19 protein-coding genes and 2 pseudogenes are annotated in these 25479 nt (G+C 64.0%); 7 read left to right on the plus strand and 14 right to left on the minus strand.

All coding sequences use genetic code 11. The features are described 5' to 3' along the window. Window positions 1-56: 56 nt before the first annotated feature. A complete protein-coding gene (locus tag ACTYOL_RS23275) occupies window positions 57-164 on the minus strand; it encodes a general stress protein (protein ID WP_231100338.1) in 108 nt (35 codons plus the stop codon). After that, a pseudogene (locus ACTYOL_RS23280) lies at window positions 150-410 on the minus strand (general stress protein); the annotation flags it as partial. The pseudogene ACTYOL_RS23280 and the gene ACTYOL_RS23275, both read right to left, overlap by 15 nt. 360 nt (window positions 411-770) lie before the next feature. On the opposite strand from ACTYOL_RS23280, the gene ACTYOL_RS23285 reads away from it, so the two are divergent. Then, entirely contained in the window at window positions 771-1070 is a 300-nt protein-coding gene (locus tag ACTYOL_RS23285; RefSeq protein ID WP_054894055.1) for a hypothetical protein, read from the plus strand. A gap of 85 nt (window positions 1071-1155) precedes the next feature. Here ACTYOL_RS23285 and ACTYOL_RS23290 read toward each other — a convergent pair whose 3' ends face one another. Further along, window positions 1156-1548: a hypothetical protein gene (locus ACTYOL_RS23290; RefSeq protein ID WP_444757114.1), complete on the minus strand. Its 393-nt coding sequence runs from the start codon at window positions 1546-1548 to the stop codon at window positions 1156-1158. Between the two features lie 1208 nt (window positions 1549-2756). Here ACTYOL_RS23290 and ACTYOL_RS23295 point away from each other — a divergent pair. The 3 genes and pseudogenes from ACTYOL_RS23295 to ACTYOL_RS23305 all read left to right on the plus strand — a co-directional run. Next, a pseudogene (locus ACTYOL_RS23295) lies at window positions 2757-5741 on the plus strand (sensor domain-containing protein); the annotation flags it as partial. A gap of 313 nt (window positions 5742-6054) precedes the next feature. Next, window positions 6055-7308: a serine hydroxymethyltransferase gene (gene glyA / locus ACTYOL_RS23300; protein WP_444757115.1), complete on the plus strand. Its 1254-nt coding sequence runs from the start codon at window positions 6055-6057 to the stop codon at window positions 7306-7308. A 169-nt stretch (window positions 7309-7477) separates the two neighbouring features. Next, the gene (locus tag ACTYOL_RS23305) at window positions 7478-8071 is read left to right on the plus strand and encodes a hypothetical protein (RefSeq protein ID WP_153774731.1); all 594 of its coding nucleotides are present in this window, start codon (window positions 7478-7480) and stop codon (window positions 8069-8071) included. Window positions 8072-8109: 38 nt separating this feature from the next. Here the strand turns inward: ACTYOL_RS23305 and yjiA are convergent, their stop codons facing one another. The 3 genes from yjiA to ACTYOL_RS23320 all read right to left on the minus strand — a co-directional run bounded on the left by yjiA (window position 8110) and on the right by ACTYOL_RS23320 (window position 11451). Further along, entirely contained in the window at window positions 8110-9093 is a 984-nt protein-coding gene (yjiA, locus tag ACTYOL_RS23310; protein ID WP_444757116.1) for a GTPase, read from the minus strand. A gap of 80 nt (window positions 9094-9173) precedes the next feature. Then, window positions 9174-9371 (minus strand): YbdD/YjiX family protein, encoded by a 198-nt coding sequence (locus ACTYOL_RS23315; protein WP_054894051.1) that lies wholly within the window; start codon window positions 9369-9371, stop codon window positions 9174-9176. 13 nt (window positions 9372-9384) lie between these two features. Then, window positions 9385-11451, minus strand: a complete 2067-nt coding sequence (locus ACTYOL_RS23320) for a carbon starvation CstA family protein (protein WP_063546133.1) — start codon at window positions 11449-11451, stop codon at window positions 9385-9387. Window positions 11452-11659: 208 nt separating this feature from the next. Between ACTYOL_RS23320 and ACTYOL_RS23325 the strand changes: the two genes are divergently transcribed. From ACTYOL_RS23325 to ACTYOL_RS23335, 3 genes are all read left to right on the plus strand, one after another. Next, window positions 11660-11800, plus strand: a complete 141-nt coding sequence (locus ACTYOL_RS23325) for a hypothetical protein (protein WP_153774733.1) — start codon at window positions 11660-11662, stop codon at window positions 11798-11800. 86 nt (window positions 11801-11886) lie between these two features. Further along, the gene (locus tag ACTYOL_RS23330; RefSeq protein WP_125931417.1) at window positions 11887-12261 is read left to right on the plus strand and encodes a PilZ domain-containing protein; all 375 of its coding nucleotides are present in this window, start codon (window positions 11887-11889) and stop codon (window positions 12259-12261) included. A 260-nt stretch (window positions 12262-12521) separates the two neighbouring features. After that, entirely contained in the window at window positions 12522-14039 is a 1518-nt protein-coding gene (locus ACTYOL_RS23335) for a nucleobase:cation symporter-2 family protein (RefSeq protein ID WP_063546135.1), read from the plus strand. A gap of 50 nt (window positions 14040-14089) precedes the next feature. Here ACTYOL_RS23335 and ACTYOL_RS23340 read toward each other — a convergent pair whose 3' ends face one another. The 8 genes from ACTYOL_RS23340 to radA form a co-directional block, all read right to left on the minus strand. Further along, a complete protein-coding gene (locus ACTYOL_RS23340) occupies window positions 14090-15430 on the minus strand; it encodes a TolC family outer membrane protein (RefSeq protein ID WP_197893256.1) in 1341 nt (446 codons plus the stop codon). 4 nt (window positions 15431-15434) lie between these two features. Beyond that, window positions 15435-16781 carry an HlyD family type I secretion periplasmic adaptor subunit gene (locus ACTYOL_RS23345; RefSeq protein WP_444757117.1) on the minus strand — a complete coding sequence of 449 codons (1347 nt, stop codon included), beginning with the start codon at window positions 16779-16781 and terminating at the stop codon, window positions 15435-15437. 2 nt (window positions 16782-16783) lie between these two features. Beyond that, entirely contained in the window at window positions 16784-18550 is a 1767-nt protein-coding gene (locus ACTYOL_RS23350; protein WP_197893254.1) for a type I secretion system permease/ATPase, read from the minus strand. A gap of 162 nt (window positions 18551-18712) precedes the next feature. Continuing rightward, window positions 18713-19330 (minus strand): heme acquisition protein HasA, encoded by a 618-nt coding sequence (locus ACTYOL_RS23355; protein ID WP_153774738.1) that lies wholly within the window; start codon window positions 19328-19330, stop codon window positions 18713-18715. Between the two features lie 78 nt (window positions 19331-19408). Beyond that, window positions 19409-22078 carry a TonB-dependent hemoglobin/transferrin/lactoferrin family receptor gene (locus tag ACTYOL_RS23360; protein ID WP_444758174.1) on the minus strand — a complete coding sequence of 890 codons (2670 nt, stop codon included), beginning with the start codon at window positions 22076-22078 and terminating at the stop codon, window positions 19409-19411. 334 nt (window positions 22079-22412) lie between these two features. Then, window positions 22413-23402 (minus strand): FecR family protein, encoded by a 990-nt coding sequence (locus ACTYOL_RS23365; protein WP_444757118.1) that lies wholly within the window; start codon window positions 23400-23402, stop codon window positions 22413-22415. Window positions 23403-23470: 68 nt separating this feature from the next. Beyond that, complete coding sequence (locus ACTYOL_RS23370) at window positions 23471-23974, minus strand: RNA polymerase sigma factor (RefSeq protein ID WP_197893252.1); 504 nt, start codon at window positions 23972-23974, stop codon at window positions 23471-23473. A 72-nt stretch (window positions 23975-24046) separates the two neighbouring features. Further along, window positions 24047-25414 (minus strand): DNA repair protein RadA, encoded by a 1368-nt coding sequence (gene radA / locus ACTYOL_RS23375; RefSeq protein WP_054894041.1) that lies wholly within the window; start codon window positions 25412-25414, stop codon window positions 24047-24049. Between the last annotated feature and the right edge of the window lie 65 nt (window positions 25415-25479).

The raw sequence follows: 25479 nt of genomic DNA on the forward strand, positions 1-25479 counted from the left end.
GGGTCCTCATCAACGCATAAGGGCAGCTCGGCTGCCCTTGCGCTTTTCACGGATGGCTAGCGGTTGTCGTCACTCTTGCGACCGCCGCCGTGGCTATGCTGTCCACCGACACGCCCCGCTTCGGAGGCTTTCTCACGATCATTGGCGAAGTTGCCGCCCGACACCTGGCCTCCCTTATGGCCAGCTTCGGAGGCACGTTCAGGATCGTTCTTGAAGTTGCCACCGGATGCTTGTCCACCTTTGTGACCTGCTTCCGAAGCGCGTTCCGGATCGTTTTTGAAGTTGCCCCCAGACACCTGGCCGCCTTTGTGTCCCGCTTCGGAGGCTTTTTCGCGATCGTTGGCGAAGTTGCCCGGATTGGTGTTGGCATTACCACCCTGATTGCCACGATTGTCTTGATTGTTAGCCATGATTGACACCTCATGTCGTTAGTTACACAGAACGGTCTGTGTAAATGAGTGACCGGGGGCAAGCGGCTCATCGTGCAAAAGATTTTGAATGCGAGGACGAAAGGCTCTAATGAACTTGAGTCTTTAATCTTGTAGACACAAACCTGGCGAGCGGGCATATCAGCCACGCTTATCAACGGCCCGAAAGTCTTGTCCAATGACAATCAGGAATGGGTTTGGATTTATGGATTGACGACAACTCAGGTGTACAAACAAGGACTATTTGTACAAGTCTGCCGACTGTCCGATGGTGCCGTTTGAATTGGACGGAATACGCACAGGAAGTGATCTACCGCTGACAACAATGCAGAGGGTAGGCAGATGAAAAAAAGAGGCAAGACCTATCGACAGTGGTACGACCCGATCCTGCACCACCAAATCCATGAGGAAACGCTGAGCACCGGCGCCTGCCTTGAAGTGCAGGCACGCTTGTCACGTACGGGGGCGACACAGTTGTTCATCGGTGTCTATCGCGCCGATGGCTCGGCGTTATACGAACAAGCCTATGTCCAACGCCCGGGCGAAAACATGAGCCGGGCGTTGGTATGGGGCGTCGGGTACGCCAGGCGCATCGCGATCGAGGGCCAGGCGTTCAATGACGAACGGGTAACAGATCGATAGGCCTGGCCCCGAACACCGGCTTGGCGGGTGCCAGGCAGCGCAGGGGCTTTTCGCAGGCAAGCCTCGCCACCACAAGCAGCGTGACTCAGACGTGGCGTTGCTTGCCCATGCCGCGCGGCAGGCGAGACTGCCCGCTCTGTTCGGCCAGGCGCGCGGCCCAGGCAGCCTTGGTGCTGAAACCGCCGGCACGGGCAGGGGTCTGGACGGACCTGCTCGCCGACTTGTTCACAACCTTGGCAGCGGGCTCCAAATCGGCCGTGACGACCGCCGCCATGACGGGCTCGACCGCAACCTTGGCCGACTTGCGCAGCTCGGCCAGCGAAGGTGTCTTGCGCTGCGCAGCCGCGGCGTCGGGCTTGGTGAACGAGCGCTGGCAGGACTTGCAGGATACGTCGTCGGCCACGGCAGTGCTGACCAGGGTCTGACTGCTGCGCCCACAGGCGGAATCGAGGCCATTGGTGGAATAGTGAGTAACCAAACCGTACTTCTCCGATGCATTGACTATGAAACGGCCGGCATTCTCGCACAGGTGGAAGCGGGTTGCCGAATGCACGGTCAGCGCTGGATCGGCGACATATGGACTGGCACTTTGCCATAATCCAAGGCATGCTAGGGTCAGTCTGAAATGTGTCTGCGCGAAGGCCAGACAAGGCGAAACGGAGCGAGCAAGCGCAGTGTACTGAAGTACATGCGCATTGCTCGCTCCGTTTCAACGCAGTATGGGCGAGTGCAGATACATATGAGGTTGAACCTAGCCGCTTTCGTATGTCCGGCCTTATAGTGCGCCACGGCGGCATGCCGCGTGCATGATCTCCCCTGCCTTCGCCAGCCCAATCGCAGGACCAACGCTTGACCAACTTCACCCAACCGCCCATCCAGCGCCCTGCGCCGTCTGCTTCGTTGCGAGGCTCGCTCAAGGGTGCGCTTGCTCTGCTGGCCCTGGTCCTGCTGGGTCTGTTGTTCTGGCAACTGTTCTCGCAGTTCCGCCACACACAGGCCGACCTGCGCCAGCAAAGCGTGGCGACGAGTGCGGAACTGGCCGACCACCTCACCCTGAACATGGCGCTCAAGGCGCAGCAAGCCATGAATCTGGTGCAGCCCTACGTCAAGCCACCGTCACCGGCGGCGTTGCCGGCGCTGCTGCAGACCCTCAGGGGACGCTTGCCGGCCTTGCGCGGCCTGGCCTGGCTGGACAGTAATGGGCAGATCCGCGGCGACAGCCTGCGCGACAGCCCGGACCGTCAAACGATCGACGGCCTGGTGCGCCTGAATCAGGGTAATGCCTACTTCTATGGCAATTCGAGCGACAACCAGCTGGTCTACCTGCTGCTGCGCCAGTCCGCCGAACAGGATCGCGGCTACTGGCTGCTGCGCCTGTCCACCGACTACTACCAGGAGCTGACCAGCAAGCTCAACACGCCAATCCACCCGCTATGGCTGCTGGAAAACAGCCGTGACGGCGCGGTGATCGAGCGCAGCGGTGTCGCCCACGCCAACCCATCGGCGCTGCACAGCGTGCTGCTGGCCTTCATCGACAACAGTACCTGGCAGGTCCGCGGCCTGTACGACCCGACCTCGGCCCGCGAGAAACTGTTGCCCGCGCTGCTGGGCAAGAGTTTGCTGGTGCTGTTCTGCGCCCTGCTGCCGGGCCTGGCGTTGATCAACATGCGCCGTCGCCAGCGTGCCTTGCAGGAAGACCGCCGGCGCTATCAGGATATCTTCGAGAGCACCGGCGTGGCCCTGTGCGTGCTCGACCTGTCGAGCCTGCCCGGCCAGCTCGATCGTTACCACCTGCGCAACCTCGCCGCACTCAAGCAAAGCCTGGCACTGGAACCGGGCCTGCGGCGCAACCTGCTGCAGGAACTGAAGATCACCGAGATCAACGAAGTTGCACGCCAGTTGCTCAACGTGACCTGCAACGAGGGCGCCTGGCAACGGCTGATCGAGGGTAGCGGCGATGGCCGCGAGAGCATCGGCATGCAGTTGCTCGACGCGCTGATCGAGCAGCGCGCACAGTTCGAGCTCGAAGTACGCCTGCCCGCGCCACTGGGTGGCGAGCTGCACCTGTGGCTGATGGCCCGCCTGCCCCAGCAGCGGCGCGACTACCAGGCCGTGATCCTCAGCATCAGCGACATCACCAGCCGCAAACAGGTCGAACTGTCGCTGCTCGAACGTGAAAGCTTCTGGTCAGACGTCGTGCGTACCGTACCCGACCAGCTCTACGTTCAGGACGTGCACAACCGACGCATGATCTTCAGCAACCGCCACCTGGGACAAACCCTGGGCTACGACCGCTCGGAACTTGCGCAGATGGGCGATCACTTCTGGGAGCTGCTGCTGCACCCCGAGGATGCCGAGCACTACCGCAGCCTGCGCCAGCAACAGCGCGACAGCGGTCACAGCCAATCACTGCACTGCCAACTGCGCTTCCGCCACCGCGACGGCGGCTGGCGCTGCTACGACATCCGCGAGCAGGTCCTGGCCCGTGATGGCGAAGGCCAGGTCACGCGGATCATCGGGGTGGGCAAGGATGTCACAGTGCAGATCGAGGCCAGCCAGTCGCTGCGTGACAGCGAGCAGCGCTACCGGATGCTCGCCGAAAGCATCAGTGACGTGATCTTCTCCACCGACAACCAACTGCAGCTCAACTACATCAGCCCCTCGGTGCAGACGGTGCTGGGCTACTCGGTGGACTACATCTTCGACAACGGCTGGCCATCGATCATCGCCAACCCCTCCCAGCTCAGCGGCATGCAGACGCTCATGGAGCGGGTCAGCAAGGCACTGGACGACCGCGAGCAACTGCGCCAGTTGCGCAGCCAGCTGCCGACCCAGATGTTCCTGTTCGACTGCCTGCGTGCCGACGGTCGCAAGATACCCATCGAGCTGCGCCTGGTGCTGGTGTGGGACGACCACGAGCGCTTCGAGGGCGTCCTTGGGGTAGCGCGCGACATCAGCCAGCAACGACGCGCCGAGAAAGACCTGCGCATGGCCGCGACGGTATTCGAGCACTCGACCTCGGCGATCCTGATCACCGACCCGGCGGGCTACATCGTCCAGGTCAACGAGGCCTTCAGCCGGGTCAGCGGCTATGCGCCCGATGAAGTACTCGACCAGCGCCCGAACATGCTCACCGTCGAAGGCCAGCAGGACGCGCACCTGGGCTATGTGCTCAAGCAACTGAACCAACGCGGCACCTGGGAAGGTGAAGTGTGGCTCAAGCGCCGCAGCGGCGAGCACTATCCGGCCTGGGTGGGCATCACCGCGGTGCTCGACGATGAGCGCGACCTGGCCAGCTATGTGTGTTTCTTCACCGACATCAGCGAGCGCAAGGCCAGCGAGCAGCGCATCCACCGCCTCGCGTATTACGACGCCCTCACCCACCTGCCCAACCGCACCCTGTTCCAGGACCGTCTGCACACGGCATTGCAGCAGGCCGAGCGGCACAAGTCGTGGGTGGTGCTGATGTTCCTCGACCTCGACCGTTTCAAGCCGATCAACGACTCCCTCGGCCACGCCGCCGGCGACCGCATGCTCAAGGACATGGCCGAGCGCCTGCTGGCCTGTGTCGATGAAGACGACACCGTGGCGCGCATGGGCGGCGACGAGTTCACCCTGCTGCTGCAGTCGCGTACCAGCCGTGAAATGGCGCTGAACCGCGCCATTCACGTGGCCGAGAATATCCTCGCCAGCCTGGTGCGGCCATTCGTGCTGGAGAGTCGCGAGTTCTTCGTCACCGCCAGTATCGGCATCGCCCTCAGCCCGCAGGACGGTAACGAGCTGAGCCAGCTGATGAAGAACGCCGACACGGCGATGTACCACGCCAAGGAGCGCGGCAAGAACAACTTCCAGTTCTACCAGGCCGACATGAACGCCAGCGCCCTGGAACGCCTGGAGCTGGAAAGCGACCTGCGTCACGCCCTGGAGCAGAACGAGTTCATTCTTTACTACCAGCCGCAGTTCAGCGGCGACGGCAAGCGCCTGACCGGCGCCGAGGCGCTGCTGCGCTGGCGCCATCCACGCCGCGGCCTGGTGCCGCCGGGCGACTTCATCCCGGTGATCGAGGAACTGGGCCTGGTAGTCGACGTCGGCGACTGGGTGTTGCGCGAGGCCAGCCGCCAGCTCAAGGCCTGGCACAAGGCCAAGGTGCGGGTGCCGAAGGTGTCGGTGAACATCTCGGCCCGGCAATTCTCCGACGGCCAGCTGGGCAAGCGGATCGCCACTATTCTCGAGGAGACCGGCCTGCCGCCGGCGTGCCTGGAGCTGGAACTGACCGAGAGTATCCTGATGCGCGAGGTCAACGAGGCCATGCAGATCCTCGACAGCCTAAAGAACCTGGGGCTGAGCATCGCGGTGGACGACTTCGGCACGGGCTATTCATCGCTCAACTACCTCAAGCAGTTCCCCATCGACGTGCTGAAGATCGACCGTACCTTCGTCGACGGCCTGCCCGAAGGCGAGCAGGATGCGCAGATCGCACGGGCGATCATCGCCATGGCCCACAGCCTCAACCTGGCGGTGATCGCCGAAGGCGTGGAGACGCATGAACAGCTGGAGTTCCTGCGTGAGCATGGCTGCGACGAAGTCCAGGGCTACCTGTTCGGCCGTCCGATGCCGGCCAACCAGTTCGAGGCGCAGTTCAGCAACGAAACCTTGTTCATGTTCCAGTGATCGTGCCGCCACGCAGTCCCTGTATGCCCGCGAAAAGGACACCGCGCCGCCTGGCACGGGCTACGCCCGTGTTCGCGGGTAAACCCGCTCCTACAGGGTGGACCGCCCCCAAGAAGCTGGACACCAATCCAGCCTCCACCAGGCATCGAAAAAACGGACTTCGGGGTCAACTAGCGCCCCGTCTCAGCCCAGTCACGGCGCGGCCTGCAACATGAAGCCCATTGGTCCGCGACTTGATGCCACTTCATATGCCAGCCCCGACCCAATCGGTTAGAATGCCATCCCAATTCAGCCCCGATCCTTGAGGACCGCCATGTTCAGCCGTGATTTGACCATTGCCAAGTACGACGCCGAGCTCTTCGAAGCCATGCAGCAAGAAGCTCTGCGCCAGGAAGAGCATATCGAGCTGATCGCTTCGGAAAACTACACCAGCCCAGCGGTCATGGAGGCCCAGGGCTCGGTTCTGACCAACAAATACGCCGAAGGCTACCCAGGCAAGCGCTACTACGGCGGTTGCGAGTACGTCGACGTCGTCGAGCAGCTGGCCATCGACCGCGCCAAGGAGCTGTTCGGCGCCGACTACGCCAACGTCCAGCCGCACGCTGGCTCGCAAGCCAACGCTGCTGTCTACCTGGCCCTGCTGTCGGCCGGTGATACCATCCTGGGCATGAGCCTGGCCCACGGCGGTCACCTGACCCACGGCGCCAGCGTCAGCTCCTCGGGCAAGCTGTACAACGCCGTCCAGTACGGCATCGACGGCAACGGCCTGATCGACTACGACGAAGTCGAGCGCCTGGCTGTCGAGCACAAGCCAAAGATGATCGTCGCCGGCTTCTCCGCCTACTCGCAGGTCCTGGACTTCGCCCGCTTCCGCGAAATCGCCGACAAAGTCGGTGCCTACCTGTTCGTCGACATGGCCCACGTCGCTGGCCTGGTCGCCGCTGGCGTCTACCCGAACCCAGTACCATTCGCCGACGTGGTCACCACCACCACCCACAAGACCCTGCGTGGTCCACGTGGTGGCCTGATCCTGGCCCGCGCCAACGCCGACATCGAGAAGAAGCTGAACTCCGCAGTCTTCCCGGGCGCCCAGGGTGGTCCGCTGGAGCACGTCATCGCCGCCAAGGCGATCTGCTTCAAGGAAGCGCTGCAGCCTGAGTTCAAGGCCTACCAGCAGCAAGTGGTGAAGAACGCCCAGGCCATGGCCAGCGTGTTCATCGAGCGTGGTTTCGACGTCGTTTCCGGCGGCACCCAAAACCACCTGTTCCTGCTGTCGCTGATCAAGCAGGAAATCTCGGGCAAGGACGCTGACGCCGCACTGGGCAAAGCCTTCATCACCGTGAACAAGAACTCGGTCCCGAACGACCCACGTTCGCCGTTCGTCACCTCGGGCCTGCGCTTCGGCACCCCAGCCGTCACCACCCGTGGTTTCAAGGAAGCCGAGTGCCGCGAGCTGGCCGGCTGGATCTGCGACATCCTCGCCGACCTGAACAACGAAGCGGTGATCGACGCCGTTCGCGAGAAGGTCAAGGCCATCTGCAAGAAGCTGCCGGTGTACGGCAACTGATTGGCAATCGCCTGATGTGAAAAAGCCCGGCCTTGTGCCGGGCTTTTTCATGGGCCACTAGCTTGCCTGAACATGCTTGCACTCAGGCACACTGGGTAAGTTTTTCCGACTTTGTACGGAGCACTGGTCTAGGCAAGGTGACGCCTTCGCTCCCAATCGAGACCCCCCCATGACCGACGATGTCTCCCTCTCCTTCACTGCCACACTCCTGGTGAATGGCTTTCCACTTATCATCCTGCGACAGGCCACCGACCAGCCCATTCTAGTGCCCCATCCTGACTCCAGCCTGGGTACCCTGGATGTCTCCAGCAGCCTTGGCGTGTTAAGTACACCGGACGATGCATGGGATAACGCCCGCGAGGAAAAACTCGTCGACTTCCATGTAACAGGCGAAACCACCGCGACCGAGTTCTACTTCCGTCATGGCAGCGAAGGCTATTACATGTACGTGCGTGATGGCAGCCATGCGGGCCAACACATCCGCAAGAGTAAGTACGGCGTAGCGATGGCGCATTCTGAAACAGACGGCGCCCCTTCAGCCTGGCTCATACACCATGACCACACTGGCAAGCAAATTACCCTGGAGGACCTGGCGACTAGCTTCGCCATCATCAATCTGGCATGTCCGCACACCGGCATTTGTCTAGCGAACGAGCTGATCGCGCAAGGCGAAGGTGCCTACCTGGCCACTCGCCGCTCCAGCCCCAAAGCCAAACTACGACTGAACATTCTGCGACGCGGCGTCGACTGGTCAAGGCGCTGATACCCGCAATCCGGACCGGGCACCAGGCCTGGTCCGCCTTACTCAGCCTGACCGGCCAACGTCCCGAAACCCGCCCGGATCGTCTCTTCTGGCAGTTCATGAGCAATGAACACCATCACGCTTTCGCGCGCCTCGCCCTCCTTCCACTCGGCATCCCAGTCAAAGCCATACAGCTTGAGCACGCCCTGGAACACCAGCCGGCGGTCCTCGCCTGCGATGTTCAGTACTCCCTTGTAGCGCAGCAATTGCTTGCCGTGCTCTTCCAGCAGCTCGTTCATGAAGTCGCTGAGCCGATCGATATCCAGCGGCTTTTCCGTGCGCAGCACAAGGGTGGAGATACGGTCCGGGGTCTCGGGCTTGAGCACCGGGCGCAGGGTCGGCCTCGGGCTCAGTCCCAAGTCCGGGTTGAGATTGAAACCGCGCACATCGAGCAGCTCGGCCAGGTCGATACGGCCATGCTCGACCACGCGAATCTGTGCACGGCCATTGATCCGTGCCAAACGCTCGCGCAGCGCGTCGACCACGTCTGCTTCGACCAGGTCCGTCTTGCTAAGCAGCAGGCGATCGGCAAACCCGACCTGGGCCTGGGCGATGGTCTGGGTCAGGTGGAACTCGGCATGCTTGGCGTCCACCAGGGTGATGATGCCGTCGAGGATATAGCGCTCGCGCAGCTCCTCGTCGATGAAGAAGGTCTGCGCCACCGGCGCCGGGTCGGCGAGGCCGGTGCACTCGATTACCAGACGATCGAAGGCGATTTCACCGGCATCCAGGCGTTCGAGCAGCAGGTACAGGGCACGGGTGAGGTCGCCATGGATGCTGCAGCACACACAACCGTTGGCCAGGGTCATCACCTGTACCGGTTCGTCGCCCAGCAGCTGGCTGTCGATGCCCGCCTCGCTGAATTCGTTCTCGATCACGGCGATCTTCAGGCCATGCTCGGCCTTGAGCATGTGCTTGAGCAGGGTGGTCTTGCCAGCACCGAGAAAGCCAGTGAGCACGGTGACGGGAATGGGGGTATGCACGCGTTTGCCTCCATTGAAGCCGAAAATGACTGTGGGAGCCCGATTGCGCGGGCTCCCACAGGTTCAAGCAGGGTGCAGGTTCAACAGCACTTGGGGCCGGCTTTGCCGCCATAACGAGCTTCCTGGCGCTCCTTGAAGAAGTCCTCGTAGCTCATCACCGGCTTGTCCGGATGCTTGTTCTGCATGTGCTCGACATAGGTGTCGTAGTCGGGCATACCAACCATCAGTCGGGCAGCCTGCCCCAGATACTTACCCAGCCGACCCAGGTCGTTGAACATCGCTGCAATCCTCTCAAGCGTCAGGCAGGGCCTGGAACGGGGTTTCCTTGTCGCTGCGCTCCTTGCGACCCAAGGCGGCGATGCCGACCTTGATGGCGAAGAACAGTACGCTGAACACCACCACCAGGAACAGCACCGTGAGACCGGCGTTGGTGTAGGCGTTGAAGATCACGTGCTGCATCTGGCCGATGTCCTTGGCCGGTGCCAGGACCTGACCGGCATCCAGCGCGGCGCTGTACTTCTTGGCCAGGGCCAGGAAGCCGACCGCAGGGTTCGGGTCGAACAGCTTGATCAGGCCTGCGGTGGTGGTGCAGATCAGCAGCCACAGCGCCGGCAGCAAGGTGACCCAGATATAGCGCTCGCGCTTCATCTTGATCAATACCACGGTGCCGAGCATCAGCGCGATACCGGCCAGCATCTGGTTGGAGATACCGAACAGCGGCCACAAGGTGTTGATACCGCCCAACGGGTCGATCACACCCTGGTACAGCAGGTAGCCCCACAGCGCCACGCAACCGGCGGTGCCGATCAGGTTGGCCGTCCACGACTCGGTGCGCTTGAGCGCTGGCACGAAGCTGCCCAGCAGGTCCTGCAGCATGAAGCGCCCGGCACGGGTACCGGCATCCACGGCGGTCAGGATGAACAACGCCTCGAACAGAATCGCGAAGTGGTACCAGAAGGCCATGGTGTTCTCACCCGGCAGTACCTGGTGGAGGATCTGCGCGATCCCCACCGCCAGCGTCGGTGCACCACCGGCACGCGCCAGGATGGTGTGCTCGCCGATGTCACGGGCAGTAGCCTCGAGCTGCTCGGGGGTGATGGTGAAGCCCCAACTGCTGACGGTCTGCGCCACCGACACGACGTCGGCACCGACCACGGCGGCCGGGCTGTTCATGGCGAAGTACACACCCGGCTCGATCACCGAAGCAGCGACCATGGCCATGATGGCGACGAACGACTCCATCAGCATGCCGCCGTAGCCGATGTAGCGGGCGTTGGTTTCGTTGTCCAGCAGCTTGGGCGTGGTGCCCGAGCTGATCAGGGCATGGAAGCCGGACACCGCGCCGCAGGCGATGGTGATGAACAGGAACGGGAACAGGGTGCCCTTCCACACAGGCCCCGTACCGTCGGTGAACTGGGTCAGGGCCGGCATCTTCAGCTCAGGCGCAATGATCAGGATACCGATGGCCAGGCCGATGATGGTGCCGATCTTGAGGAAGGTCGAGAGGTAGTCACGCGGTGCCAGCACCAGCCACACCGGCAACACGGCGGCGACGAAGCCATAGCCGACCAGCATCCAGGTAATCTGCACGCCGGTGAAGGTGAACGCCGGGCCCCACACCGGATCGGCCGCGATCACGCCACCCAGCCAGATCGATGCCAGCAGCAGCACCACGCCGATCAGCGAAATCTCGCCAATGCGACCCGGGCGGATGAAGCGCATGTAGATGCCCATGAACATGGCGATCGGGATGGTCGCCATCACCGTGAACATGCCCCACGGGCTCTCGGCCAGGGCCTTGACCACGATCAGCGCCAGCACCGCGAGGATGATGATCATGATCAGGAAGCAGCCAAACAGGGCGATGGTGCCCGGAATGCGGCCCATTTCCTCACGCACCATGTCGCCCAGCGAACGGCCGTTACGGCGGGTGGAGAGGAACAGGACCATGAAGTCCTGCACGGCCCCTGCCAGTACAACGCCGGCAATCAGCCAGAGCGTACCGGGCAGGTAGCCCATCTGCGCGGCGAGCACCGGACCGACCAGCGGGCCGGCGCCAGCGATGGCGGCGAAATGGTGACCGAAGAGGATGTGCTTGTTGGTCGGGACATAGTCCAGGCCATCGTTGTTGAGTACCGCCGGGGTAGCCCGGCGCGGATCGAGTTGCATCACCTTGGTGGCGATGAACAGGCTGTAGTAGCGGTAGGCGACCAGGTAGATGGCCACAGCCGCAACCACGATCCACAAGGCGTTGATGGCTTCACCGCGACGCAGGGCGACCACACCCAGCGCACAGGCTCCTATGACTGCCAGCGCCAGCCACGGAATGTGACGTAGCAGGCTGTTATTGTTATTCATGGCATGCTTCCAGCTAAGTGGTTGGAATAGACAGCTCACTGAGTCTAGGGCCTGCTTGCCAGCTTTACCATATCGAATTGCACCCTGCCCGCGCCGCCCTAGAGCGGCGCGGGCAGGGTGCGTAAAGCGACCTGATATTTCTACCAGTTGTGCCGTAGCCCAGGCCGCCCGAATATTTCGACATCGCTGATCAGACAGAGATGTCGCAATGAAGAACCGTATCCGGGCCATACAAATCGGCTTGCTTGTGCTGTTGGCGGCAGGGATTCTGTTCGCGCTGCAAGCCCGCAAGGAGCCGCTGGTCACCCCCACGCCGCGCCAGCACGCAGAACAACCCAGCACCCGGTAGGGCACGCAGGCTGAATCGCATCAGTCGCCGCCAGGCCGCAACAAGCGTGGCTGGTCTATAGTCAGATCAACTGACGAGGATCCGCCATGACACATCCCTCTGGAACTGACGAGCGCAGACGCTTCCAGCGCATCGACTTCGACGCCCCCACCGAACTGCGCCAGGGCGACCGACAGTGGCCAGTGAAACTGCTCGACCTGTCGCTCAAAGGCCTGCTGATCGAACGGCCAGCGCCCTGGGATGCCGACCTTACGCAGGATTTCGATGCGCTCATCCACCTCGACAAAGAGGTCACGGTCCACATGCAGGTGGAATTACGCCACGAAGAACCCACTCGGCTGGGTTTCGTCTGCCTCTATATAGACGTTGACTCGATGACCCATCTGCACCGTCTTGTGGAACTGAACCTGGCCGACAGCACCGAAATGATGCGCGAGCTGCGCGAACTTATCGAAGATTGAAATCTTTTAGCTTGCTAAGAACATGACCGACCCGCATTTCCTGCCTACCTAGACAGCTTTTCACGGGCTGCCGAGCTTTTTGTACACACCCTTCTAAACCGCCTTTCCCATGTTGGAACGCTATCTGCATTGCGGTCAGAGACACCGCCCTGCCGGATCTGCGGCTGCCCAGATCAAAATATTGTATACAATTTTCCTGGCAATATTTTGTCGGAGCTGTCTACAGTATCGGCACAACAATAAACAGAGAGCCTGCTCCAATGACTACGTCCACCAGCACGTCTCCTGCCAAGCGCCCCGAGGACGAAAACCTCGGGCTTGGTGCCAACCTGGCTTATGGCCTGCAGCATGTCCTGACCATGTACGGAGGGATCGTCGCCGTGCCACTGATCCTGGGTCAGGCCGCCGGCCTGGCCCCGGCGGAGATCGGCCTGCTGATTGCCGCATCGTTGTTTGCTGGCGGACTGGCCACCCTGTTGCAGACCCTCGGACTACCCTTCTTCGGCTGCCAGTTGCCACTGGTGCAGGGCGTGTCGTTCGCTGGCGTGGCCACCATGGGCGCGATTCTCGGCAGCCAGGGCGGCGGGGGCCTGCCGGCGGTGCTGGGCGCAGTCATGGCAGCATCGCTGATCGGCTTTCTGATCACTCCGGTGTTCTCGCGGATCACCAAGTTCTTCCCGCCGCTGGTGACCGGCATCGTCATCACCACCATCGGCCTGACCTTGATGCCGGTGGCCGCACGCTGGGTGATGGGTGGCAACAGCGCCTCGCCGGAGTTCGGCAGCATGGCCAACATCGGCCTGGCGGCGCTGACCTTCGCCATTGTCCTGCTGCTGAGCAAGCTGGGCAGCGCCAGCATCTCGCGCCTGTCGATCCTCCTGGCCATGGTTGCCGGCACGCTGATCGCCTGGGCACTGGGCATGGCCGATTTCAGCAAGGTCGGCGAAGGCCCGGTGTTCGCCTTCCCTACCCCGTTCCATTTCGGCATGCCGACGTTCCACATCGCGGCGATCCTGTCGATGTGCATCGTGATCATGGTGACCCTGGTGGAGACCTCGGCGGATATCCTCGCGGTCGGTGAGATCATCGACACCAAGGTCGACTCCAAGCGCCTGGGCGACGGCCTGCGCGCCGACATGGCATCGAGCATCCTGGCGCCGATCTTCGGCTCCTTCACCCAGAGCGCGTTCGCCCAGAACGTCGGCCTGGTGGCCGTGACCGGGGTGAAGAGCCGCTACGTGGTGGCCACGGGCGGGGTGATCCTGGTGGTGCTTGGCCTGCTGCCGATCATGGGCCGGATCATCGCCGCAGTACCCACCCCGGTCCTGGGCGGCGCAGGCATCGTGCTGTTCGGCACCGTGGCGGCGAGCGGCATCCGAACCCTGTCGAAGGTGAACTACAAGAACAACGTCAACCTGATCATCGTGGCGGCCTCGCTGGGCTTCGGCATGATCCCCATCGCCGCGCCGAGCTTCTACCATCAGTTCCCCAACTGGTTCGAGACCATCTTCCACTCGGGCATCAGCTCGGCGGCGATCATGGCGATCCTGCTGAACCTGATCTTCAACCACTTCAAGGCCGGCAATTCGGACCAGCAGTCGGTGTTTGCCGCGGGGTACGAGCGTACCATCCAGTATTCGGACATCTCGGTGCTGCGCGATGGCGACTACTTCAAGGATGGCAAGCTGTTCGATGCCGATGGCAATGAAGTGCCGGTGATGGACATCGATGAACATGGCGAACAGGTGCTCAGACGCAAGGCGGTGGCGGAGCACTGACCAGGATGCAAAGCCTGTAGAAGCGGTGCAGCCATCAGGCGGCACCGCTTTCAACCGCGCGCCACGAAGTACCCGTTCAATACCTCCACATCCTTGGCATCCAGTACCCCCGCCAAGTAGCGCAACTGCACCCAGGCCCGCAGGTACTCATGCCGGGCCTGGGCCAGATCACGCCGCGCCCCGTACAGTTGCTGCTCGGCATCGAGCACATCGAGGTTGACCCGCTCTCCCCCCTGCACGCTGCGCCGAGTCGCCTCGACCAACGCACTGGCAGCATTCACCGCCATCCCGTAGGCGCGGATCTTCGCGGTGCTGCTGGCGCACAGGTTGAACTGGCGACGCAACTGATTGAGCGTGTCGCTGACCTGCGCATCGACCTGGAACTGCAAGCCATCTCGCTCCGCCTGTGCCTGGCGCACCCGCGCCGATACACCGCCACCGGCGAACAGCGGCACACTCAACTGAATCCCGACACTGTCAGTGTCATAGCGCTGGTTGTAGGTGCTTTCCGAGCTCGAACTGGAAATGCCCTTGCTCACGTAGGCACTCAAGCTCGGCAGGTGCCCCGCACGCTGACGCTCCACACCTTGGTCAGCGACATCCAGGGCATGCCGCTGGCTGGCCAGCTCGGCGTTATGCGCCACGGCCAGGTCGCGCCAGGGCTCGAAGCGCGCCGGTATCAGCGGCTGCACGGCGAGTGACGGCAACATCGGCGCAAGGTCTTCGGCGCTCATCGCCTCGCCGGTGATCGCCTGCAGGCTGCGCAGCGCCGCGTCGAGGTTGTCGCCGGCCTCGATTTCCTGGGCCTGGGCCAATTCGTAGCGGGCACGGGTCTCCAGCACGTCGGTGCGGGTGCCCTCGCCATTCTTGAGCAGGCGCTCGTTGAGCTGCAGTTGTTCGGCGTAGGTGCGCCGCTGGGCCTGGGCCAGGGCAATCTGCTCGTCGGCGAACAATGCTTCGCTGTAGGCCGAGAACACCCGCACCATCATTTCCTGGCCGCGACCGCGCAGGCGCTCGTCGGCCAGCGCAGCCTGGGCCACGCCTCGGCGATAGTCGCTCCACACGGCGTAATCGAACAACGGCTGCTGCAAGGTCAGGGTCGAGCTGTAGCTACGGTAATCGCGCTGGCTGGTGACATCACCGAGCTGGCTGCGCTGGGTCACCTCCGAGTCGTTGCGGGCACGGTTGTAGCGGTAGGAAAGATTCGGCAACAGCCCCGCGCGACCGATGGCGAGGTTCTCGACACCCGCGTCGCGCTCGGCGATTGCCGCGCGCAGAGTCGGATCGTTGCGCAGGGCCAGGGCATAGGCATCGCTCAGGTCCAGGGCTTGCGCTGGCAATACCAGGCCCGACAACACGCCCGACAATACAGTGGGCAACAACAGGCGCATCGGCTCACTCCTCGCTCAGGGCGATATGCACCCGGTCGGCCAACGGCTTGAACAGGTAGCTGAGCAGCGAGCGCTCGCCACTGCGCACGAAAGCTTCCACCGGCATACCGGGGCGAATATCCAGCCCGGCGAGCTGCCGCGCGCCCTCGTCGCTGACCTTGATGCGCACCTGGTAGTACGGCTGCTGGGTCTTTTCATCGAGCAGGCGGTCCGCCGAGACCAGGCTTACCTCACCTGCCACCCGTGGCGTGGTGCTCTGGTTGAAAGCGACGAACAGCAATTCCACCGGCAAGCCCGGTCGCAAGCGATCGACCAGCTCCACCGGCGCCCGAGCATCGACCAGCAACGGCGCATCGCTGGGGACGATTTCCATCAACTGCTGACCGCGCGCGATCACCCCGCCGTTGGTGAACACACTCAAGCCCACCACGGTACCGGCGACCGGCGCACGCACCTGGGTGTGGGCCAGGTCGAACTCGGCGCTGCGCAGGCGATTGCCCAGGTCCTCGGCGCTGGCCTGGGACTCGCTCAACTGCTGGCGCACCTCGTTCTGGAATTCCTGACGGCGCTGGCTGGCACGCAGTTTCAGCTCCTGGACCTGGCGCCGGGTGCGACCGATATTGCCAAGGTCTTCGGCAATCGAGCCGTTGACCTGCGCCAGCAGGCGCTCGCTGTCGAGCAGACGGTTGCGCGGAATGTAGCCGTCACGGGCCAGCTCGCGCAGGCCGCGCAGTTGCTCGTCCAGCGCCTCGCGCTGAGCCTGCTTGCTGCTCAGCGAGCCTTGCAGGCCACTGAGCGACGCCTCGGCCCCGGCGATACTCTCGCTCAAACCCGCCAATTCCAGCTCCAGCGCCTGGGCGCGGCTGCTGCGCAGTTGTCGCTGGGTCTCCAGCACAGTCGCCACCCAGGGCGTGGCGGCCTCCTCGAGCAGATCGGCGGCAAAGGTCACGCCGGGCGCTGAATCGCGCTCGGCCAGCAGCCGTGCCTCCATGGCTCGCGCATTCACGTACTGCACCTGCAACGAGCCGCGCTGGGCCAGGGCCTGGGTGGGGTCGAGGCTGAGCAGCACCTGGCCTGCCTGGACCTGATCGCCGTCGCGCACCGCAAGCTGCCCGATCACCCCTCCGGTGGGATGCTGGACCGCTTGCCGACTGCCAGCCACCACCACATTGCCGCTGACCGGCACGCCCTTGTCCAGCGGCGCCAGCGCGGCCCACAACAGGAAGCCGCCAAAGCCTGCCAGCACCAGCCAGCGCCCGGCCTTCGCCGGGCCTCGGGCATCGTCGCGCAGGTGATGAACCTTGTCAGACGCAGCGCCAGACGCGGGGGTAAACATCGGGTGCACACTCATGCTCAAGATCTCTGGCCGCCCTGGTTGAAGCTGTAGGTCACGCCGCTACGCGCCGCTGTTGGTGGTGGTGCGACACTGGCAGCTGCAGGACGGGCCGCAGCCTGAAGTACCCGTGCGGTCGGGCCGAACTGCTGGATCACGCCGCCGTGCAGCACCAGCAGCTTGTCCAGCCCCAGCAGCAGGCTCGACTTGTGACTGATCATCACCAGCGTGCGCCCGCGCGCCTTGAGCTCGGCGAGTGCCGCCAGCAAGGCGCGCTCGCCGGCCTCGTCGAGGCTGGCGTTGGGTTCGTCGAGCACCACCAGCGCAGGCAAGCGATACAGCGCCCGGGCCAGGCCGATCCTTTGCCGCTGCCCACCGGACAACCCCGCGCCACCTTCGCCCAGCAGCGTGTCGTAGCCCTGCGGCAGTTGCAGGATCAGCTCGTGCACACCGGCCAACTGCGCCGCTGCAACCACCTCCGAGGCGTCCACCGGGCCAAGCCGGGCGATGTTGTCGGCAATGCTGCCGGCAAACAGTTGCACGTCCTGCGGCAGGTAGCCGATGTGCTCGCCGAGCGCCTGGCGATCCCACTGGGCCAGCGCCGCTCCGTCGAGGCAGACCTTGCCCGACTCAGGGTTCGCAGCCCCTACCAACAGGCGGGCCAGGGTCGATTTTCCAGACCCCGAGGCACCGATCAGCCCCAGCGACTCACCGGCCGCCAGTTCGAAATCGATACCACTCAGGCAGACCCGCTGCCCGCCAGGCACCCGGGCATGCAACTGCTCGACCCGCAGCCGCCCCTGTGGCGCAGGCAGCGGCATCGCACTGGCCAACGGTGGATAACGGCGCAACAGCAAGCCCAGGCGCTCGGCGCTCTGGCGTGCTGAACCCCACTGGCGCCACACGCCAATCAACTGATCGATCGGCGCCAGCACCCGCGCCATGAGGATGGAACCGGCGATCATCATCCCCGGGCTGATCAGGTGCTCCAGGGCCAGCCAGGCCCCCAGCCCCAACACCAGCGACTGCAATGCCAGGCGTACGCTCTTGGACACCGCGGTGATCGCCGCGCTGCGCTCGCTGCCCAGGTTCTGCCGGGCCAGGAAGCCATGGTGCAGCAGGCTCCAACGCTGGCGTACGGCACCGAGCATGCCCATGGCAGCGATCGCCTCGGCATTGCCCAAGTTGCCCGACGCCTGCTGCATCGCCTGCTGCGACAGCCGCCCGGCCTCGATGAACTCGCCATGGGTGAGGCGCTCGTTGAGCCAGGCAAGCCCGGCCAGCAGCAGCGTACCGACCACCGCCAGCAGGCCCAGCCACGGGCTGAACAGGAAGATCACCAGCAGGTACAGCGGAAACCACGGTGCATCGAAGAAGGCGAACAACGCCTGGCCGGTGGCGAACTGGCGCAACTGGGTCAGGTCGCCCAGGGCCTGCTGGGCGCTACCTTTGTGCCCGTCGAGGCTAGCCTGGTATGCGGCATCGAACACCCGAGGGTTGAGTTGCAGGTCCATGCGCGTGCCCAGGCGGATCACTACCAGGCTGCGCAGCCATTCCAGCACGCCCATGAAGGCGAACAGGCCCAGCACCATCAGGCTGAGCATCAGCAAGGTCATCTCGTTGCCCGACGACAGCACGCGGTCGTAGACCTGCAGCATGTACAGCGCCGGCGCCAGCATCAGCACGTTGGCCACGGCGGTGAACAGGGCGATGTTGCCCAGCCCACCCCGGCAGGACTTGAGGGCCTGCCACAGTTCATCGGCGGCGGCGTTGCGCGGTGTACTCATCGCTGACCTCGAAAGGCGAGGCGGCGTCGCCATTGACCTGGCAGCCGCCACCTCGCAGAATTTCGCGGCACCCCGGCCTGGGCCCGACAAGACACGGGCCAGGGTGCATGCAACAGGGCCAATGACGGAGCGATCTGCCATTGGCCTTTTTCATGCCTGGCGTCAGGCAGCCAGGGCCAGGTCTTCAGGCAGCGCCTGGATACCCACGGCTTCGGCAGCCGCAACACTCGAAGCACCGCCACTCAGTGCCGCGGCAATGGCGTCGAAGGTGCTGTCGGTCGAAACGCCGTAGCTGGCCAGCAGGTTGTCCAGCACGCCTTCCAGCGCCGAGGTGTTGCCCTGCATCAGGCCGTAGATCACGCCCTGTACTTCGTTGCCGGCACGACCGGCACCCAGCGCGGCATCCAGGTCCAGGCCGTTGAAGCTGACCACGTAGTTGCTCAGGCTGAAATCGCTGCCGCCGCCACCGCCGAGCACTTCGCCCAGGCTGACGTTGTCCAGCGAACCCCACAGGTAGTGGTTCAGGTTGTCGCCCGGCGCCTTCAGCGGATCGAAGACGTAGTGCAGGCCGTTGGAGGTGTCGGAGTCGGCGATGAAGGCGTAGTCCGAACCGTTGGCGCCGTGGGTGGCGTACTGGTCGCCATCACGGCTGCCGTTGCTGAAGCCGCCGGTGTTGCTGTAGCCGTGACCGGCAGTGACGAAACCTGCGCTCCAGAAGGCCAGGTAGTCGTCGACGGTGGCGCTGCCGAATGCTGGATCGTAGGTGACGGAAATAGTCATGACGGTTCCTCTGTGCTGCTTGGTTTGAACGAAGGCGTCTTGCCCTCGTGTTGCCCGGAGTGGGCGAACGCGGGTGTTTCAGAATCGGTATTCGAGCATGCCGCTCAAGGTCCGGCCGCGGGCCAGGGACAGGTTGTTGACGTCGCCCATGGCGACGAAATAGGCCTCGTCGGTGGCGTTCTCCAACGACAGCGCAAGGTTCAGGCTGGGGGTCATCCAGTAGCTGGCGTACAGGTCGTAGACCTTGTATTTGGGCCACATGGCCTGGTCGATCTGGCTGTAGCCGTGGGTGTCGAGGTTCTTGCCGTTGCCCTCGCTGTAGCGCAGGCGCATGCCGACATCCAGGGTCTTGTCGAGAAAACGCATGCCCAGGGTCAGCGAGCCACGGTCGGCCGGCATATAGGAGGCGTTGCCCATGATGTCGCCGCAGCTGACGCGGTTGTTCTCGGTGGCATTGGCCTCGGCGCGCGAGACCCGCACCGGCAGCATGATGATGCGGCTGCCGACCTGCACCGGGCGCAGCACGGTACCGGCGCTGACCAGTTGCTGGGCGCCGCCGAGGTAGAACTGGTTGGAGCAGAAGTCGTTGCTGCCGATCATGTGGGTGTAGCTGAGCTGGCCGTAGTAATCGCCGGCGTCATAGTCCAGGCTGTATTCCACGCCACGAAACTGTGTGGTCTCAAGGTTGTTCTGGTACACCGAGCGGCCCAGGGCGATGCCCGATACGCTGGAGCCCGGCAGGCTGGCGTTGGTGTCGAGAAACGAGAAGTTGTCGATACGGGTGTCGAAGTAGGCGATCTTGGCGGCGAAGCGGTCGCCACTGCGCAGCAGCGACTCCTTGAAGATGTTCAGCCCCAGCTCCCAGTTGTGCGATTCCTCGGCCTTGAGGAAGGGGTTGGGATAGACCATCTCGTTGCCCCCGCCATGCGGGCGGCCGCTCATGTACGCCTCGGTCACCGCCGGCGGACGCCAGCCACGGCCCCAGCGGGTATAGACCTGCAGCCAGTCCAGCCCCGGCTTCACGGCGATACCGACGGTCGGCGAGAAGCGGCCTTCCTCGCGATCTTCCTCGAACAACAGGTCGGTGCGCTGACGGCGAAGGTTGGTCTCGGTGACACCCTCGGGGTACATCCAGGTCGTGACGCCGGTCTTGCCGGTCAGGCGATAGCGGTCATAGCGCAGCCCGGCATCGACCACCAGCCAGTCGTCATGCTCGTAGCTGAGGTTGCCGAACAGGCTGGCCATGACCCGCTTGCCCTTGGGGTTCGCGCCCTGCACGTACGGCAGCGACTCGGTCTCGTTGACCGCCGCGATACGGTTGGTGCTGGGGCGGAAGGTGTCCTGGAAAGCCTCGCTGCCATAGTTGAACGTGAGGCTGTCGGCCTGGAACAGGTGCCAGCGCGAGGTGTTCTGCAACTGCAGGCCCCAGGTGTCAGTCTGGTAGCGATCGGTGTAGTCCTCGACACGGTTGCCGCTGTTCTCGGACGAGGCGTTGTTGGCGTTCCAGCGATCCTGGCGGGTGGTGACGTAGTAAAGCTTGGCCTTGAAGTCGATCAGCTCGTTGGGATTGAAGCTGTAGTCCAGGGCCGCGTTCCTGGCGTTGATGTCGTTGGTGCCAGTGACGCGGTAGTAGTAGTCGTGGCTGCCGGAGTCCTTTACCGTCCAGGCGTCCTTGCTGTCGGTGTCGGTCTCGAAGTAGCTGAACTGCAGACGCTGCTCATCGGGCAGGTTCAGGCCGAGCTTGAAGATCTGCGAGCGGGTCACGCTGTCCATGCCGCCGACCTCGCCGTTGAGCCAGCTCTTCCAGGCCTGACGGTCTTCGAGCTTGCCGCGCATCTGGGTGCCGAGGTTGCCGGCGTTCTGCGTGCCGCTGCGGTAGTCGCCAAAATGCCGTTCGCTGTGGCCGACCAGGATGTCGCCGACGTCGTTGCCCACGGCGAACAGCGCACTGCCGTTGAAGTAGGTGCCGTTGCCCAGCTCGCCGATACCGTGCCCGGCGCGCAGGCGGCCGCCGATTTCCTTGCCAGGGGCAAGCAGGTCGCGGGCGTCGATGGTGGCGAAGCTGGCGATCCCGCCGATCACCCCGGCGCCGCCCATACCGGCGGAGGTGCCCTTGTCGATCTCGACGTTCTGCACGAACTCGGGGTCGATGAACATCACGCCGTTGCGCTGCTGGTGGCCATTGACGCTGAAGTTCTGGCGCATGCCGTCGATGTTCATGTTGACCCGGCCGTAGTCCTGCACACCGCGAATGTTCACCGAGAGCCCGGGGTCGCGCTGGTTGACCGCGGTGTATACCCCGGCGGTCTGCTCGAGCATGTCGGCGGCGTGGCGCGGCGGGCGCTGGTCGATCTGCTTGCGCGTGACGACGCTGACCGAGCGCGGGGTCATGTAGACCCAGTCGCCGTCACGGGTCGACTCGACATGCGTAGCCCCCAGCTCCAGCGCCTGGCCATCGGCCTCCACCCGCTCCAGTCCTACCTGGCCGGCCGCACTGAAGCGATAGCGCACCGGGGTGCCCTGCAGCAGTTGGCGCAGGCCGTCTTCAGCGGCATGCGCGCCGTGCAGGCCGGCGCTGTTGAGCCCGGCCAGCTTGCGGCTGTCGAAGAACACCTGCACGCCCGACTGCTCGGCGTAGGCCAGTACGGCACTGTCGAGGGCCTGGGCCGGGATGTCGAACTGGATCATCTGGCGGCTGGCGGCATTGGTCGCTGACGCGGCGTGCGCCATGCCGATCCCCATCGGCATGGCACAGGTGCCCAGGACCAGGCTGCTGGCCAGGGCGAGGCGACCGAAAGGTCGAAGGGTCTGTTGTCGTGGCGTGGTCACTGCGGAGGCTCGTCTGTTGTTGGCGTTTTCTAGTAATGAAAATCAATCTCAACAATCAGACGTGCGGGGGTGGAAAAGTCAGTAAGGGGAAATGAAAAAAGATTTTGCGGGGGCTGAAGGGGGCGCGCTCACTGGCATGGCTGGTGCCGTCCACCGTGGTGTTCTTTTCGCGGGCAAGCCCGCTCCTACAGAAATCAGTGGAGTACCTGTAGGAGCGGGCTTGCCCGCGAAAAAAGTCACCACCGAGCAAAGATCAGTAGATCAAGGTCAACCCAGGCAGCTCGAGCCGCTGCGCCTGCAGCTCATCGCTCAACACCCCGCCAACCGCCGCCAGCTGGTCAAGGCGAAACACTCCGCTTACCTCGCGCTGCGCCAACTGCGAATCCACCACCATCAAGCGCCCCGGACGATAGCGGTTGAGCCGCGCCACCACCTCGGCCAGCGGCTGACGCTCGAACACCAGCACCCCACGCTCCCAGTCGGTGGCGCGCTGCAGATTCTGCTCCGGCCAGGGCCTCACACCACTGGCGTGGTCATAACGCACGCTCTGCCCCTGCTCGACCACCTGATCGGTACGGCCACGCGCTGGCGGTGTCAGCAGATCGACGGCCACGCGGTGTTCGAGCATCCCGACCCAACCGCCCTCGCCCGCCTGCCCCACCACGAAGCGCGTGCCCAGCGCGCGAGTGGTCGCCCCGGCATACTCGACCACGAAGGGTCTGCGCTCCTGCGCCGACACCGGCGCGGCGCTGAACACCGCCTCCCCCGCCAGCAGGCGCACACGCCGCTCGCGGTCGTCGAAGGCCAGGGTGATGGCGCTGCGGCTGTCCAGGTCGACCTGGCTGCCATCAGGCAACGTCACGCGGCGAACTTCGCCGGCCGCGGTGATGTAGTCCGCACGCCAGTCCAGCAGCAACTGCGGCGCCTGCGCGACACCAAAGGCCAGCACCAGCAGTGCAGCCACGCCGGTCATCGCCCGGCGCAGGCGCGAACGGCGAGGCACTGGCCGGGCCAGCGTGGAGGGCGATGCGCGGCGCACAGGCGGCGCGATCTGCGCCAAGGATCCCAGGTCGGCCCAGGTCGTGCGGGCGAACTCATAGGCCTGGGCATGCCGCGGATCGGCGGCGCACCACTGCTCCAGCGCCCGCTGCTGCTCATCGCTCAAGGGGCCGGCACTGTCGCGCACCGCCCACTCGGCGGCCTGCTCGCGAATCGCTTGCTCGGGCTGGTTCTCGCTGCTCACACGGTTCTCTCGCGATCTGGTTATGTCTGGGCTGACGTCTGAAGGGGCAATTGTCAGTAAACCGCTCGTCATCCACCGTCCTGCAGGCACTGCATCACATAGGCCAGGGCCTTGGCCAGATGCTTCTGCACGGAGCTGTCGGAAATCCCCAGGTGGCGGGCGACCTCGGCGTGGGTCATGCCTTCCAGGCGGTTGAGACGAAACACCTGCTGGGTGCGCTCGGGAAGCTCTTCGAGCATGGCTTGCAGGCGCCGCAGATGCTGCTCGCGCGCCGCCTGCTCCTCAAGCCCCGGGCGTTCTTCGAGGATGCCTTCGAGAGCCTCGTGGGGCACCGGGTCGGTCTTGCGCCGCTGTTGCTGGCGCAGGTGGTCGATCATCAGGTTGTGCGCCGTGCGGTACAGGTAGCCCGGCGTGTTTTCGATGGTTTCCTGGCGCTGCTGTTCGGCCAGGCGCAGGAAACTTTCCTGCACCAGATCGGCAGCGAGCTGCGGATCACGCACCTTGCGCGTCAGCAGCCCCTGCAGGGTTTTCGCATGCTTGATGAACAAGCGCTTGAGGTCGGACTCCGCCACACGCACTCCAGCTGGTGGTCGCAAGGTGGCGGAATGCTACTCGCTACTGAGAATCACTTGCAAGAAGTGCGATCACTCGAACAGTGCGTCCAGGGCCTGCTCCAGACGCGTCACCGCAATCACCTGCAAGCCTGCCGGCGGTTCCTTGGGGGCGTTGCCCTTGGGCACGATGGCGCGTTTAAAGCCATGCTTGGCCGCCTCCTTCAGGCGCTCCTGGCCGCTGGGCACCGGGCGCACCTCGCCAGAAAGACCGATCTCGCCGAACACCAGCAGGCCATGGGCCAACGGGCGGTTGCGCAGGCTCGACATTACCGCTGCCAGCAGCGCCAGGTCAGAGGCGGTCTCGAGCACCTTGACCCCGCCGACCACGTTGAGGAACACGTCCTGGTCATGGGTGGGAATGCCGCCGTGGCGGTGCAACACCGCCAGCAACATCGCCAGGCGGTTCTGGTCCAGGCCCAGGGTGACCCGTCGCGGGTTGGCCAGGTGGCTGTCGTCGACCAGCGCCTGAACCTCGACCAGCATCGGCCGGGTGCCCTCCCAGGTGGCCATCACCACGCTGCCCGGCACCTCTTCCTGGGTGCGGTTGAGGAAGATCGCCGAAGGGTTGGACACCTCCTTCAGGCCACGGTCGGTCATGCCGAACACACCCAGCTCGTTGACCGCGCCGAAACGGTTCTTCACCGCTCGCAGCAGGCGCAGGCGTCCGTCCGATTCGCCCTCGAAATACAGCACGGTGTCGACCATGTGCTCGAGCACCCGCGGGCCTGCCAGCGAGCCTTCCTTGGTCACGTGGCCAACCAGGAAGATCGCCGTGCCGCTCTGCTTGGCATAACGCACCAGCAGCGCCGTGCTCTCGCGCACCTGGGCCACGCCACCGGGAGCCGATTGCAGCTGCTCGGTGAAGATGGTCTGAATCGAGTCGATCACCATCACCCGCGGTTTTTCAACCCGCGCCGTGGCGATGATGGTTTCGATGCAGGTTTCGGTCATCACCTTGAGCTGGTCCTGGGGCAGGCCCAGGCGCCGCGAACGCATGGCCACCTGCTGCTGCGACTCCTCGCCGGTGACGTACAGCGCAGGCATCTGCGTGGCGATGTTGCACAGGGTCTGCAGCAGGATGGTGGACTTGCCGATACCCGGGTCACCGCCAATCAGCACCACCGAACCATCGACCAGGCCGCCGCCGAGCACACGGTCGAGTTCGGTGCTGCTGGTGGTGAAGCGCGGGATCTCCTCGACACTCACCTCGGCCAGGGTCTTGATCTGCGCCTGCTGCCCGGTCCAGCCCGCACGCCCGGCAGGCGCTGCAGCGCCGCCGCTTTCGATCATGGTCTCGACCAGGGTGTTCCAGGCGCCGCATTCGCCACACTGGCCGGCCCATTTGGGAAAGGTCGCGCCGCACTCGGTGCAGCCATACAAGCGCTTGGCCTTGGCCATCGGGTCAGTCTCCTGGGCAAAGACTGCCATGATAGCCCAAGCCCGATGTGCCTCGGGCGCGGCTG

It is taken from the genome of Pseudomonas sp. A014, assembly GCF_052378495.1.
Taxonomy (GTDB): domain Bacteria; phylum Pseudomonadota; class Gammaproteobacteria; order Pseudomonadales; family Pseudomonadaceae; genus Aquipseudomonas; species Aquipseudomonas machongensis.

Excerpts from the sequence above, each read along its gene's own strand:
- ACTYOL_RS23340 (WP_197893256.1), bottom strand. The coding sequence starts at position 15,430 with ATGCGCCTGTTGTTGCCCACTGTATTGTCGGGCGTGTTGTCGGGCCTG.
- ACTYOL_RS23355 (WP_153774738.1), bottom strand. The coding sequence starts at position 19,330 with ATGACTATTTCCGTCACCTACGATCCAGCATTCGGCAGCGCCACCGTC.
- ACTYOL_RS23345 (WP_444757117.1), bottom strand. The coding sequence starts at position 16,781 with ATGAGTGTGCACCCGATGTTTACCCCCGCGTCTGGCGCTGCGTCTGAC.
- ACTYOL_RS23350 (WP_197893254.1), bottom strand. The coding sequence starts at position 18,550 with ATGAGTACACCGCGCAACGCCGCCGCCGATGAACTGTGGCAGGCCCTC.
- ACTYOL_RS23325 (WP_153774733.1), top strand. The coding sequence starts at position 11,660 with ATGAAGAACCGTATCCGGGCCATACAAATCGGCTTGCTTGTGCTGTTG.
- ACTYOL_RS23305 (WP_153774731.1), top strand. The coding sequence starts at position 7,478 with ATGACCGACGATGTCTCCCTCTCCTTCACTGCCACACTCCTGGTGAAT.
- ACTYOL_RS23330 (WP_125931417.1), top strand. The coding sequence starts at position 11,887 with ATGACACATCCCTCTGGAACTGACGAGCGCAGACGCTTCCAGCGCATC.
- ACTYOL_RS23335 (WP_063546135.1), top strand. The coding sequence starts at position 12,522 with ATGACTACGTCCACCAGCACGTCTCCTGCCAAGCGCCCCGAGGACGAA.
- glyA (WP_444757115.1), top strand. The coding sequence starts at position 6,055 with ATGTTCAGCCGTGATTTGACCATTGCCAAGTACGACGCCGAGCTCTTC.
- ACTYOL_RS23315 (WP_054894051.1), bottom strand. The coding sequence starts at position 9,371 with ATGTTCAACGACCTGGGTCGGCTGGGTAAGTATCTGGGGCAGGCTGCC.
- ACTYOL_RS23320 (WP_063546133.1), bottom strand. The coding sequence starts at position 11,451 with ATGAATAACAATAACAGCCTGCTACGTCACATTCCGTGGCTGGCGCTG.
- ACTYOL_RS23360 (WP_444758174.1), bottom strand. The coding sequence starts at position 22,078 with ATGCCGATGGGGATCGGCATGGCGCACGCCGCGTCAGCGACCAATGCC.
- radA (WP_054894041.1), bottom strand. The coding sequence starts at position 25,414 with ATGGCCAAGGCCAAGCGCTTGTATGGCTGCACCGAGTGCGGCGCGACC.
- ACTYOL_RS23285 (WP_054894055.1), top strand. The coding sequence starts at position 771 with ATGAAAAAAAGAGGCAAGACCTATCGACAGTGGTACGACCCGATCCTG.